Source organism: Arthrobacter sp. TJ-240 (assembly GCF_058269195.1).
In genome coordinates, this window is sequence record NZ_JBZCNG010000003.1 from 553,840 (window position 1) to 565,057 (window position 11,218).

The 11,218-nt window shown below is 70.2% G+C and carries 14 protein-coding genes; 6 read left to right on the top strand and 8 right to left on the bottom strand.

The genetic code is table 11. The features are described from left to right. Window positions 1-36 precede the first annotated feature (36 nt). The 3 genes from AC4D2C_RS10890 to AC4D2C_RS10900 are packed head-to-tail and all read right to left on the bottom strand — an operon-like array spanning window position 37 to window position 2,508. A complete protein-coding gene (locus AC4D2C_RS10890) occupies window positions 37-690 on the bottom strand; it encodes a cyclase family protein (protein ID WP_490914761.1) in 654 nt (217 codons plus the stop codon). Continuing rightward, complete coding sequence (locus AC4D2C_RS10895; protein WP_490914763.1) at window positions 677-2,089, bottom strand: purine-cytosine permease family protein; 1,413 nt, start codon at window positions 2,087-2,089, stop codon at window positions 677-679. Before AC4D2C_RS10895 ends, AC4D2C_RS10890 begins: the two co-directional genes overlap by 14 nt. Next, on the bottom strand, window positions 2,086-2,508 hold the full coding sequence (locus tag AC4D2C_RS10900; RefSeq protein ID WP_490914765.1) for a nuclear transport factor 2 family protein: 423 nt from the start codon (window positions 2,506-2,508) through the stop codon (window positions 2,086-2,088). Before AC4D2C_RS10900 ends, AC4D2C_RS10895 begins: the two co-directional genes overlap by 4 nt. 194 nt (window positions 2,509-2,702) lie before the next feature. Between AC4D2C_RS10900 and AC4D2C_RS10905 the strand changes: the two genes are divergently transcribed. Continuing rightward, entirely contained in the window at window positions 2,703-3,401 is a 699-nt protein-coding gene (locus AC4D2C_RS10905) for an SDR family oxidoreductase (protein ID WP_490914767.1), read from the top strand. A 139-nt stretch (window positions 3,402-3,540) separates the two neighbouring features. Here the strand turns inward: AC4D2C_RS10905 and AC4D2C_RS10910 are convergent, their stop codons facing one another. Then, a complete protein-coding gene (locus AC4D2C_RS10910; protein ID WP_490914769.1) occupies window positions 3,541-4,287 on the bottom strand; it encodes a YqjF family protein in 747 nt (248 codons plus the stop codon). A gap of 49 nt (window positions 4,288-4,336) precedes the next feature. Further along, on the bottom strand, window positions 4,337-5,404 hold the full coding sequence (locus AC4D2C_RS10915) for a spore photoproduct lyase family protein (RefSeq protein WP_490914770.1): 1,068 nt from the start codon (window positions 5,402-5,404) through the stop codon (window positions 4,337-4,339). 123 nt (window positions 5,405-5,527) lie between these two features. Between AC4D2C_RS10915 and AC4D2C_RS10920 the strand changes: the two genes are divergently transcribed. From AC4D2C_RS10920 to AC4D2C_RS10940, 5 genes are all read left to right on the top strand, one after another. Continuing rightward, window positions 5,528-5,944, top strand: coding sequence for a DUF1801 domain-containing protein (locus AC4D2C_RS10920; protein WP_490914772.1), 417 nt, complete (start codon window positions 5,528-5,530; stop codon window positions 5,942-5,944). A 4-nt stretch (window positions 5,945-5,948) separates the two neighbouring features. Then, on the top strand, window positions 5,949-6,647 hold the full coding sequence (locus tag AC4D2C_RS10925) for a hypothetical protein (protein ID WP_490914773.1): 699 nt from the start codon (window positions 5,949-5,951) through the stop codon (window positions 6,645-6,647). Between the two features lie 227 nt (window positions 6,648-6,874). Then, complete coding sequence (locus AC4D2C_RS10930) at window positions 6,875-7,378, top strand: MarR family winged helix-turn-helix transcriptional regulator (RefSeq protein WP_490914775.1); 504 nt, start codon at window positions 6,875-6,877, stop codon at window positions 7,376-7,378. Then, window positions 7,375-7,587: a hypothetical protein gene (locus AC4D2C_RS10935; RefSeq protein ID WP_490914777.1), complete on the top strand. Its 213-nt coding sequence runs from the start codon at window positions 7,375-7,377 to the stop codon at window positions 7,585-7,587. The genes AC4D2C_RS10930 and AC4D2C_RS10935 overlap by 4 nt, the downstream gene beginning before the upstream one ends. Before the next feature lie 188 nt (window positions 7,588-7,775). Next, window positions 7,776-8,105, top strand: a complete 330-nt coding sequence (locus AC4D2C_RS10940) for a hypothetical protein (RefSeq protein ID WP_490914778.1) — start codon at window positions 7,776-7,778, stop codon at window positions 8,103-8,105. A gap of 77 nt (window positions 8,106-8,182) precedes the next feature. On the opposite strand, the gene AC4D2C_RS10945 is transcribed toward AC4D2C_RS10940, so the two are convergent. From AC4D2C_RS10945 to AC4D2C_RS10955, 3 genes are all read right to left on the bottom strand, one after another. Next, window positions 8,183-8,815 (bottom strand): uracil-DNA glycosylase family protein, encoded by a 633-nt coding sequence (locus AC4D2C_RS10945; RefSeq protein ID WP_334211094.1) that lies wholly within the window; start codon window positions 8,813-8,815, stop codon window positions 8,183-8,185. Window positions 8,816-8,923: 108 nt separating this feature from the next. Next, window positions 8,924-10,153 (bottom strand): D-mannonate dehydratase ManD, encoded by a 1,230-nt coding sequence (gene manD, locus AC4D2C_RS10950; RefSeq protein WP_490914780.1) that lies wholly within the window; start codon window positions 10,151-10,153, stop codon window positions 8,924-8,926. Continuing rightward, window positions 10,150-11,088 carry a TolB family protein gene (locus AC4D2C_RS10955; RefSeq protein WP_490914782.1) on the bottom strand — a complete coding sequence of 313 codons (939 nt, stop codon included), beginning with the start codon at window positions 11,086-11,088 and terminating at the stop codon, window positions 10,150-10,152. The genes manD and AC4D2C_RS10955 overlap by 4 nt, the downstream gene beginning before the upstream one ends. Window positions 11,089-11,218: the final 130 nt, after the last annotated feature.

Consider the following 11,218-nt stretch of genomic DNA (forward strand, 5'->3'; position numbering starts at 1 on the left):
GGCTCCCGTCGACCGCGCAGGGCGTGGCCGCCCGGGCTATGCGCCGATCGGCTCCATGGCGACGGCCCGGACGGGTGCGCCGTCCGCTCCGGCGAGGGCCAGCGGGAGCACCGAGACCAGCGGGCGGTCCCAGTCCACGGCGCCGAGGTTCGCGAGGTTCTCGACGATCACCCCGCCCGCCCCGAGGAACACGGTGTGGAACGGCAGGACGCCGTTGTTCCGCAGCGTGGAGTCCGGGTTGAGCGTGTCGACGCCGACCACCGTGATACCCGCCGCCAGCAGCCCCTCGGCCACCTCGACCGCGAGCACGGGATGCTCGAGGTAGCGCGGCGAGCCGAAGTGCTCGGACCATCCGGTGCGGAACAGCACCATCGCGATCCCGTCGAGGTCCTGCAGCTGACCGGCGACCGACGACCACCTGATGACCTCGTGCGGCGCGGGCGACCCGCACTGCACGATGCGCGCCGGACCGACGAGCCGCCCGAGGTCGATGCCGTCCACCGACTCGCCGCCGAGGATCGAGTGGAGGGGTGCGTCGAGGTGTGTCCCGGTGTGCGATCCGGCGTGGAGGGACGCCACCTGGTACCCGTCCTGCGCGACGGTCGCCACCGTGGTCACGGTGACCTCCGGGTCCCCGGGGTACACCTGCATCCCCGTACGGATGGGCTGGGAGAGATCAGTGATCCGCATGCGTGGGCCGCGACTCGGGCAGGTGGAGGAGGTGGACGTGCGGGCGTCGCGTCCGGTCGATTCGCCGGGTGGCCGCCGCCCAGCCGAAGTAGAGCAGCGCGGAGAGCACGAAGGTGGGGATGGTGGCCCCGATCGGGCTCGGCACCACATAGGTCAGCAGCAGGGAGGCGCCTGCTCCGGTGAGCCACACCAGGACGGCCGCCACGTTGACGCCGCCGGTGTACCAGTACTCCCCGCCCCGGGCCTGCAGGATGTCCCGGCCGTAGTGGCGTGACCGCACCAGGTAGTAGTCCACGATCATGATGGCGAACACCGGGATGAACAGCGCCCCGATGACCGTGAGGAACGACGTGAACCGGTCGAGGAGGGCGAGCCACGTGGATCCGAGGATCGAGACCGCGCCGAGGACGATCGCCGTCGGCAGGAACGTGATCCTGCGTGAGGGCGTCATGTTCACCACGGAGGCCACCATGCCGTAGACCACCATGGTGTTCGTGGCCATCACGGACAGGAAGATCACGACGGCCACCGGCGCACCGAAGGCGGCGACGAGCACGGTCGGATCGAACGGCACTGCCTCGCCGCCCTCGAGCACCACGTAGCCGATGGCGGTGGCCCCCAGGGTCATGGCGAGCACGGTGGAGAGTGTGTACCCGATGCCGGAACCGATGATCCCCGCGGCCTGCGTCCGAGCGAGGCGGTTGAACTCCGCGGACAGGACGGTCCAGGAGATCGCGGTCGCGATGACGACGTCGAGCGCTGCGACGGGTGTCCAGCCGGCCGCGGCGTCCTGGGGGATGGCGGAGAACTCGGCCGGGCTGTGCGCGAGGAACGCGACGGTGAAGACGTACGCCATGAACGCGAGGATCACGAGGGCGAGCCACGGTTCGACGCGCGCGATGCCGGTATGGCCGAAGACCGCCAGGCACACCACGAGAAGCTGGCACAGGACCGAGAACAGGACGGGGCTCGAGAAGCCGGTGGCCTGCTCGACGAGGAAGTTCACAGTGACCCCGGCGAGCATCGCCTGCACCCAGCTCCAGCCCATGAGGGTCACCACGTTCGCGGCGACGGGCAGGAAGGACCCGCGGAGGCCGAAGGACCCCTTGGTGAGGGACATCGTGGGCAGGCCGGTCCGGGTGCCCATGTTGCCGACCAGCACGAGGACCGAGCCGCCGATCAGCGTGCCCAGGACGATCATGCCCACTGCGACACCCCAGCTGATGCCGGGGACGAACAGCGTTCCCGTCAGCAGGGTCGTGACGACGAGGTTCGCCGCCAGCCAGATCATCCCCATGCGCACGGGTCCGAGGGTGCCGCGGAGGGGCCCGTAGCCGTCCGAGTTCTTGTCGAGGTGGTTCGACAGGCGCCGGTACGCCGAGCCGGTGGTGTCGGTCATGGTGCGCTCTCCTCAGGGGCATCGGCGGGAACAGGGCTCAGGTGCTCGTGGACGGCACGGAGGGCGGTCCCGGAGCGGCGGAACACGATCGTCTCGCGTTCCCGGGTGGTGTCGGAGACACCGTCGACGGCGGTGGTGGTCCTGACGTCGTGGGTGAACACGGCCGTGTCGCCGAGGAGCTGCACCCGCGGGTTGCTGCTGATGCACCCGGTCACGCGCCAGCCGTCGGCGAGCCATCCGGCCCAGAGCTGCTCGTAGGCCGCCCTGCTGTCCAGCCGGCGAGGTTCCGTGTGGAACACGAACGTCGCATCCTCCGCGAAGGACCCGAAGTAGGCGCGGGTGTCGGTGGCCCGGAAGGCATCCACCAGGGCGGTCGCCGCAGCGAGGACGTCCTCGTCGGTCAGGTTCTCGTTCGGCATGCAGCCCTCTTCTGTCCTCTTGTTGTCCCCCGGTGAACATTTGTTGTCCGGTGATCATGGGTGACGCGCACCACGAATGTCAATGAGGAGTCGTCCCGCGCGGCGACAGCAGCGAACGACGGCGGGACGGAGCGCCCCGGAGCCCCTGCGGCCCGCCCGGCGCGCCCGCAGGTCGGCGTTGCTAGGGTTGCAGCATGTCCTCGAACCCCGTCGCCCTCATCACCGGTGCGTCCCGCGGCATCGGCCGCGCCATCGCCGACGAGCTCGCCTCCAGCCATCACCTGCTGCTCGGCGGACGCGACCTGAGCGCCCTCGCGGACCTGTCGTCGTCGTTCCCGTCCGCCGAGCCGTTCGCGGCCGAGTTGCGCGACGCCGGCCAGGTGGCTGCCGCCGTGGCCGGCATCCCCCGGATCGACGTGCTCGTCCACTCGGCAGGGGTACTGCGCATGGGCTCCGTGGCGGAGCTGTCCGACGACGCCTGGCGCGAGAGCTTCGAGGTCAACGTCTTCGCGGTCGCCGCACTCACCCGGGCGCTGCTGCCGGCCCTGCGCGCGGCATGCGGCCAGGTGATCACCATCAACAGCGGCTCGGGGTACAGCTCGGGAGCGGGTTCGGCGGCGTACAGCGGCACGAAGTTCGCGCTGCGAGCGTTCACGGACGCCCTCCGGGAGGAGGAGCGTCCGCACGGCGTGCGGGTCAGCTCCATCCACCCCGGGCGGGTCGCCACCGACATGCAGGAGGAACTGCACGCCTGGGAAGGCAAGGACTACCGGCCCGCGGCGTGGATCCAGCCGGACCAGGTGGCCAAGGCCGTCCGGCTCGCGGTCGATGCCACGCCGGAATCGACGATCGAGTCCCTCAGCATCCGCCCGTCGGGCATCGTGCTCGGCTGACGCCATGACACGGCGCCATGACATGGCGCCATGTCAGGGCGCCATGTCAGGGGGCCGCTGACGCAGACCCGAACGGAGTCAGCTGACGCAGAGGCAGAACGGGTGCCGGGGTCCGGAGGAAACGGGACCGCGGCGGCCGTCAGGACCGGTGGACCACGCGGGGCTTCCCGAACTGCGTCTGCACACCCGGTGAGAACAGGACCGATTCGGGTGCTCCCTCGACGTGGATCCCCGCGGCGGCCAGCAGCCCGTCGTCGAGCTCCGTCAGCGTGGCGGGATGGATCGGCCACGGGGTGTGCGTGTTCGGGATGTAGAGGGTGCGGCGGCCGAAGGTGCTGTGCAGGCCGAAGCGTGCCGTGAGTTCCAGCGACAGCGTGTCCGCCGCCGTCGCCCCCTGGTCCGGACGCGCAGCGAACCGGGATGCGGCCTGGTGTCCGTACCGCGCGACGTCGTACCCGTACTCCCGCTGCCCGCCGTCACCGCGCGTCGACGGTGCGCACCTCGACCAGACATAGGGGATGCCGCCGGCCCGTGCGGCGAGCACGACGGCGAGGCGTGAGGCGTCGAGGGTCACGAACACGACGCCGCGGGTGCCGTCCGCCCCCCGCGAGTAGAGGCGCACGTTGATCTCGGTGAAGGACCCGAAGTAGGGCACGGGCAGGCCCTTGCCGAGCCCGGCGCCGACCATCCGGAAGCCGATCAGGCCGACCCACGAGGAACCGTCCACCTCGTCGGGCACGACGCCGGCCGGCATGTAGCGCGCGACGGCACCGGCGTCGATGCGCCAGTGCAGGAACACCGCGTCGGCCCAGAACTGGTCCATGATGACGGGGCGCGGCAGGTCGGGTGCGAGATGCCACGCCGGGTCCTGGTAATCCGTCCTCATGCGCCTCCCAGTCGCACCGGGCGAGGATCCCGGCGGCACGGCGCCCCGGTCAGAACGCATAGCGGATCCGGCAGTAGGGCAGCTCGGCCGCGGCGAGGCGGAGGAACTGGTCGAGGTAGCCGCGCTTCTCGTAGGCGATGTAGCGCACGTTCGTGAAGCCGTTCTGCGACTGCTTGGTCTCCTGGAGGTCCGGCCTCCACAGGATCTCCTCGGCCTGCGGGTGCCAGCCCAGGTTGACCTCGTGCAGCTGCTGGTTGTGCGTGAGGAAGATGACCTCGGCCGCGAGCTGCTGCTTCGCGGCCTGCGACAGCGCGGCGTCGAGCTGCCGGAAGAGCTCGCACCAGTCCGCCTGCCAGCCGGGCGTGATGATCACCGGCGAGAAGTTGACGTGCACCTCGTAGCCCGCCTCGACGAAGTCGTTGATGGCCGCGATCCGCTCGCTGACGGGGGTGGTCCGCACGTCCACGGTCTTCGCGAGCCGCTCGGGCATGAGCGAGAAGCGTACGCGCGTGCGCGCCTGCGGGTCCCATGCCAGCATGTCGCGGTTCACGTACTTGGTGGCGAAGGAGAGCTTCGCGGTCGGCAGGTCCCGGTACAGGTTCACGAGGTCCTGGACGTTGTCGCTGACGAGCGCGTCCACGGAGCAGTCGCTGTTCTCCCCGATGTCGTACACCCATGCGTGCTCGTCGCACTGATTGGGCTCCAGCTTGATGCCCTGGCGGGCCACGTGGCGCTCGAGGTACCCGCTGATCTGATCGATATTGGCGAAAACCGTGATGGGGTTGCTGTAGCCCTTGTGGCGGGGCACGTAGCAGTAGGCGCACGCCATGGCACAGCCGTTCGCCGTGGACGGAGCGATGAAGTCCGCGGACCGGCCGTTGGGCTTGGCCGTGAGGCTCTTCTTGACGCCGATGATCAGCGCCTCGGTCTTGATGCGCACCCAGCGCCGTACGTTCGCCTCGTCGCCGCTGAGCTCGGGGATGCGCCAGTGGCTGGCGACCTCGACGACGTCCGCGTCGGGCCACCGCGCGATGATCTCCTTGCCGCGCGGGAGCTCGGCGGCGGCCGGTTCCACATAGATCCGGCTGATCTGGAGCAACTTGCTGGCCTGGAGCATACGACCTCTCGACGGTGCGGCTTTGCCCCGAGGATATCGGTCCGCACCGACACTCCTGGGCCGGCGGATTCGGTCCTACAGTGGGGTACGGAGGCGCACGTGTCCCGGGAGAGGTGGTCGGTGATGGCTGAACTCCGCACGCAGCCGACGGCGCAGGACCCCCGAGCCTTCATCAGCACGGTGACGCATCCGACGCGCCGCAGGGACGCCGGGGAGTTGCTCGAGCTGATGAGCCGGATCACGGGTGAGACCGCCGTGATGTGGGGGCCGTCGATGATCGGTTTCGGCCAGTACCACTACCGGTACGCGTCGGGCCACGAGGGTGACGCCCTGGCCGTCGGCTTCTCCCCGCGCGCGTCGGCCCAGGCCCTGTACGGGCTGCTCTCCGCACCGGAGGCGGAGCTCCTGCTGCCGCGCCTCGGCCGGCACCGGCGGGGCGCCGGGTGCCTGTACCTCACCTCCCTCGCCTCGGTGGATGCCAGTGTCCTCGAGGAGCTCGTGGGCACCGGCTACCGGTTCACCACGGGGAAGTCCGCGTGACCGGATGAGACCGGGCCAGGACCCGGACCGGGCACTCAGGAAGCCGGGGAAGCCCGGCCCCCCCGGACGCGGCACGGGCGACCGGGGGCCGGTCGTCGTCGTCGACCTCGGGGACCACGAAGCGTCCGAGGTCGCGCCCACCCCCGGCGGCCGGCGGGGGACCGCGTCCACCGGGATGCCCGCCGCCCTCGGCGGCCCCTCGACGGACGCCGCCCCCGCCGCGGAGGAGGCGCGTGCGCGCCGCCGCCGTACCGCCTACCTCGCTGCCGGTGTCGCGGCGCTGCTGGTCGTCGCCGTGAACCTGGTGCCCCGCGGCGACGCGCCGCCACCGCTCGGGAAGGGCGCCGAGGTTCAGGACCGCCCGCTCGGCGTCTGCGAGGCCGTGGCCTTCGCGAACCAGACCGGCGGACTGCCGTCGAAGCCCACCGTGCTGCCCGACCGGTCCAGCGGCTACTACGCCTACACCGATCCGGCGACCCGCACTGCGGTGGTCGTGGGCCTGACCTACCAGGACGGCACCGTGTCGCTCTGCCGGCCGGTCCGCGAGGCCGGGACGGGCAGTCCGCAGCCCCGGCAGCGCGAGCTCCCCCTGCTCGGCAGGGGCGACACCTATGCCTATGAGATCCGGTCCGGTGGTCTCACGCTCGTCGGGGAACGCTCGGCCGACGGCACCATCACGCGCGACGGCGCACTCACGTCCTAGCCGTCGGCCCGTCGGCGCCACTCCTCGGCCAGGATCCCGTATCCCACCCCGTCCAGCCTCCGGCCGGAACGGTGCAGGGAGGCGGCATGCGTGCTCGACTCGCGCCGCATGCCCAGTCTCTCCATCAGGCGCCAGGAGGGATCATCGCCCGCGTCGGCCGGAAGACCGAACGCGCAATCAGGAGTACACTAACTATTAGCGCACTGACCATTGGAGGTGGAAGAACCTTGGAGACGACCCTCGACGACAACCTCCTGCTCGAACGCCAGCTGTGCTTCGCCCTGTCCGTGGCATCGCGGAGCGTGGTGGGCGCCTACCGGCCCGTGCTCGAGCGGCTCGACCTGACCCACCCGCAGTATCTCGTGATGCTCGCCCTGTGGGAGGAGAGCCCCCGCACGGTCCGGAACGTCGGCCGGGCGCTCGCCATGGAATCGGCAACCCTCTCCCCCATGCTGAAGCGACTCGAATCCCAGGGGCTGCTCACCCGCACCCGCGTGCAGGGCAACGAGCGGGCCCTCGCCGTGGACCTCACGCAGGCGGGCCGCGACCTCCGCGCCGCGGCGCGCCAGGTGCCCGTCACCATGATGGAGCGGCTCGGGCTCACGCGCGAGCAGGTGGAGACCCTGAACGGCGCCATGCACGACATCATCCGCGCCACGGGGACCGAGCTCCCGGGCTCCCCCCGCAGTACGGACGCCGCCCGCCCGACACCAGGAGAGACCTCGCAATGAGCAAGAAGGAACCGCTGTCCGCGCGCTTCATGACCGCTACGGGGAAGCTGCGCATGTTCTTCGGCCCCGCTGCCCGGGGCACCACCGCGGGCCCCATCGTGTACCACGACGACGAGGCGCACCGTCGGCGGCAGGAGGAACTGCAGCAGTGGACGGTGGTGCGGAACCCGGACGGCTCCACCTACCTCACCACCAGGCGGGAGCCGTAGCGGACTGACGGCCGGGAGCCTCCCGGAGTCCCGATGACGCGCCCGCGATCCGTCGATGCAAGCGGGTTTCGGAAATCTTGCGTCGGATCTGGCGTGGGCGGTCCGCCGCAAGTGGCAGACTATCCTTGACAATGTCGTGTGCCCATGGCAACTACTGGGCGCTTTTCCTGACCGAGCAAAGGTCCCCCATGAGTACACAGTGCCCGTCTGCGCCCGCGTCCTTCGACGCCGCAGACCTTCCCCGGACCATGCTCCTCGTGGCCGGCGCCCGCGCCGCACAGGACGCCGAGGCCGACGCCGATCGGCTCGCCGCCGAAGCGGCCGAACTCCTCGACACCCTCGAGCAGACCATCGAACGCCTCGCCCTTGCTCATCGCGGGTGCATCCCCGCCGCCGAGGACCGGCAGGCCGACGACGAGGCCTTCGAGTGGGTACAGCAGTCCCTCGAGGACATCTCCGCGACGCTCCGCGGGCTGGCGCTCGGCCGCGCAGGATCCTTGGCTACCAAGGCCCAGTAGCCCCCGCCACCGGGAGGCAGGGCCGCGGCTTCAGCAGCGGGCGGACCACTGGCCTGCAGCCGCGGCGAGCCGGACGGTCAGATGGACTGGCGGGCCCGGATACCTGCGCGGCCCATCGCGTCCGTGTAGGCCGACTGGATGTCCTTCAGCCACTGCTCCTGGTTGGCGGGCGTCCCCTTGAAGGCGCGCTCGCCCGGGGACCGGACCTCGTAGATCTTGAAGCCGCGCTTCGCGATGGCCCGGTTCTCCAGCTTCATGAGCCGCCGTGCGGCCTTGTGAGCGTCGGCTCCGTGGGCCACGAGGGCGGAGGCGCGGGGCACCTGCTGCAGGAACGTGAGCAGCGGCTTCACGCCGTCGGCGATCTGCTCCATGGTCAGTGCCCGCTCCTTGCCTTCCGGCAGGTACCACGGGTAGGCGTTCCACGGCATGACCGCATCCGGTCGCAGGCCCACGGCCTCATAGATCCCTGCCATGCGGATGGAGCTGGGGTCGTCGTTCTCGAACGAAACGAAGCCCGAGGGCAACGATGCTCCCGGGCTTGAGAAGAGACTGACGATCTTGCAACCGTCCACGTCGTGCACCGGGTCGATGTAGGGGACCGCCGATCCGGGCTTCGACTCAGCCAGCGTGTCGCACAGCCGGTTCACGTCCTCGATCCGCGGATCGTAGCGTAGTTCCCACTGCTGGTCCCGATAGGTGGGGTCTGACATGCGCTGTACCAATTCTGCCTCCTCGCGGACGGCGCCAGAGGTGACGCGAACGTGTCCGCAGGATTCCAGCCTACGCCAGTGTGGCACCGACGCCGGGAGCACGGGCCCTCACCAGTCGTGGACGGTGCCGTCGGTGAGGCGGTTGTAGGGCAGGTAGGCCTGCTGGTAGGGGAACGACGCCGCCGCTTCCTCGTTGAGTTCCACGCCGAGTCCGGGCTTGTCCCCCGGGTGGAGGTACCCGTCGGCGAAGGTCATGGACTGCTCGAACACCGTGTTGGTCTTCTCGCTGTGCTCCATGTACTCCTGGATCCCGAAGTTGTGGATCGCCAGGCCCACGTGAGACTGGGCGGCCAGCCCGACGGGCGAGACGTCCGTGGGCCCGTGGAACCCGGACCTGATCTGGTACTGGGCGGCGTAGTCCATGACCTTCTTCAGCGGGCTGATCCCCCCGAAGTGCGTGGACGCCGCCCGCACGTAGTCGATGAGCTGCTCACGGATGAGGGTCTGGAAGTCGAAGACCGTGTTGAAGACCTCGCCCACCGCCAGCGGCGTGGTGGTGTGCTGGCGGATGAGCCGGAACGCCTCCTGGTTCTCCGCCGGCGTCACGTCCTCGAGCCAGAACAGGTCGTAGGGCTCCAGGGACTTCCCGAGCTTCGCGGCCTGGATCGGTGTCATGCGGTGGTGGCCGTCGTGCAGCAGCGGGAGCTCGGGCCCGAACTCGTTCCGGACGGCCTCGAACACGGTGGGGATGTGCCGCAGATAGGCGCGGGTGTCCCAGTCCTCCTCGGTCGGCTGGGCGCCGCGGCCGGCGGGTTCGAAGTCGTACCGCTCACCCGTGGCCTGGGCCTGCGCCGCGACCCCGTAGAGGGATTTGATACCGGGCACGGAGGTCTGCACGCGGATGGACTTGTAGCCCTCCTCGAGGTGCTGCCGGACGGAGTCGAAGAGTTCAGGGATGTCCCGGCCGGAGGCATGCCCGTAGGTGCGGAGCGCCGTCCGCGACGCGCCGCCGAGCAGCTGGTACACGGGCATCCCGGCGGCCTTGCCCTTGATGTCCCACAGGGCCATGTCGACGGCGGCGATCGCGGCCATCGTGACCGGCCCCCGCCGCCAGTACGCGCCGCGGTACAGGAACTGCCAGGTGTCCTCGATGCGGTGCGGATCCCGGCCGATCAGCAGTTGCGTCACGTGCTCTGTGAGATACGACGCCACGGCCAGCTCACGGCCGTTAAGCGTCGCATCGCCGAGACCCGTGAGCCCCTCGTCCGTGGTGATCTTCAACGTCACGAAGTTCCGGGACGGACTCGTGACGACGACGTCTGCGGCGATGATCTTCATGCGTCCTCCATGGGGTAGTCGACGTATGCGAACCGCCTGCTGTCGGGTGCCCAGCTGTTGACGTTCAGGGTTCCCTGGCCGCCGAACAGCGCGACGGCGTCCCACGCGTCCCGCCCCTCCGGGTCGGCCACGCGGAGCAGCACGCGCTCGTTGGCCGGGTGGCCCTGCACGCCCGGCGGGTAGCTGAGGTAGACGAGGCTGGCGCCGTCGGGTGCGGGGTGCGGGAACCAGTTGACGCGCTCGTCGGTCGTCAGCTGCTCCAGGCCGGAGCCGTCGGTCCGCATGCGGAACAGCTGCGAGTGCCCGGGCAGCTCGGAGCCGCGCTCCGAGTTGAAGTAGAGCCACTGCCCGTCCGGGCTGTACTCGACGCCGTCGTGGGGGCTGTCCGAGTCGGTGAGCTGGCGCGTTACGCCGTCCTCGACGCCCACGGCGTAGATGTTGAAGCGCATCCCGTCCGGCCGGCGGCGGCCACCGATGTGCACGAGGGTGCCGCCGTCGGGCGAGATGCCGTGCAGGTAGCGTGCGTCGAGCCCGTCGTCGGGCCGGGTGATGCGCTTCGCCTCTCCTCCCCCGAGCGGCACCTGGTAGAGGTGCCCGTCCTGGGAGGACAGGTAGAGGAAGCGCCCGTCGGTGGAGACCACGTGGTCGTTGTTCGAGTCGCTCACGGCACCGGTGAACACCACGCGCGGCTGGCTGTCCTTCCGCGGGGCCGTCCGGTACAGGAGGCCGTCGCAGTTGAAGAGAAGCCCTTCGCCGTCGGGCGTCCAGTTGGGCGCCTCGATGATGAAGTCATCGGTCTCGAAGACGCAGGTCGAGGACCGCGTGGCGATGTCGAACACCATGAGCCGGGAGCGCTGTCCGGGCAGGAGCTGTCGCCACGGGCTCGCCACAGCCCTGCCCAACCGGTCATCCCTCGTGCCGCTGTTCCGGTCCACGGTCGTCCTTCCGCGCATCGCCCTGGTCTGTGCCGCACGTGCCCGCGCCCGGCGGGCCGCGTACGGCGGTGGAGTGGTCACCGCTCCGCGGTCAGGCCTTGAGGGCGTTGGCCCAGAGGTTGATGTCGGA

Excerpts from the sequence above, each read along its gene's own strand:
- AC4D2C_RS10890 (WP_490914761.1), bottom strand. The coding sequence starts at position 690 with ATGCGGATCACTGATCTCTCCCAGCCCATCCGTACGGGGATGCAGGTG.
- AC4D2C_RS10895 (WP_490914763.1), bottom strand. The coding sequence starts at position 2,089 with ATGACCGACACCACCGGCTCGGCGTACCGGCGCCTGTCGAACCACCTC.
- AC4D2C_RS10900 (WP_490914765.1), bottom strand. The coding sequence starts at position 2,508 with ATGCCGAACGAGAACCTGACCGACGAGGACGTCCTCGCTGCGGCGACC.
- AC4D2C_RS10905 (WP_490914767.1), top strand. The coding sequence starts at position 2,703 with ATGTCCTCGAACCCCGTCGCCCTCATCACCGGTGCGTCCCGCGGCATC.
- AC4D2C_RS10910 (WP_490914769.1), bottom strand. The coding sequence starts at position 4,287 with ATGAGGACGGATTACCAGGACCCGGCGTGGCATCTCGCACCCGACCTG.
- AC4D2C_RS10915 (WP_490914770.1), bottom strand. The coding sequence starts at position 5,404 with ATGCTCCAGGCCAGCAAGTTGCTCCAGATCAGCCGGATCTATGTGGAA.
- AC4D2C_RS10920 (WP_490914772.1), top strand. The coding sequence starts at position 5,528 with ATGGCTGAACTCCGCACGCAGCCGACGGCGCAGGACCCCCGAGCCTTC.
- AC4D2C_RS10925 (WP_490914773.1), top strand. The coding sequence starts at position 5,949 with ATGAGACCGGGCCAGGACCCGGACCGGGCACTCAGGAAGCCGGGGAAG.
- AC4D2C_RS10935 (WP_490914777.1), top strand. The coding sequence starts at position 7,375 with ATGAGCAAGAAGGAACCGCTGTCCGCGCGCTTCATGACCGCTACGGGG.
- AC4D2C_RS10940 (WP_490914778.1), top strand. The coding sequence starts at position 7,776 with ATGAGTACACAGTGCCCGTCTGCGCCCGCGTCCTTCGACGCCGCAGAC.
- AC4D2C_RS10945 (WP_334211094.1), bottom strand. The coding sequence starts at position 8,815 with ATGTCAGACCCCACCTATCGGGACCAGCAGTGGGAACTACGCTACGAT.
- manD (WP_490914780.1), bottom strand. The coding sequence starts at position 10,153 with ATGAAGATCATCGCCGCAGACGTCGTCGTCACGAGTCCGTCCCGGAAC.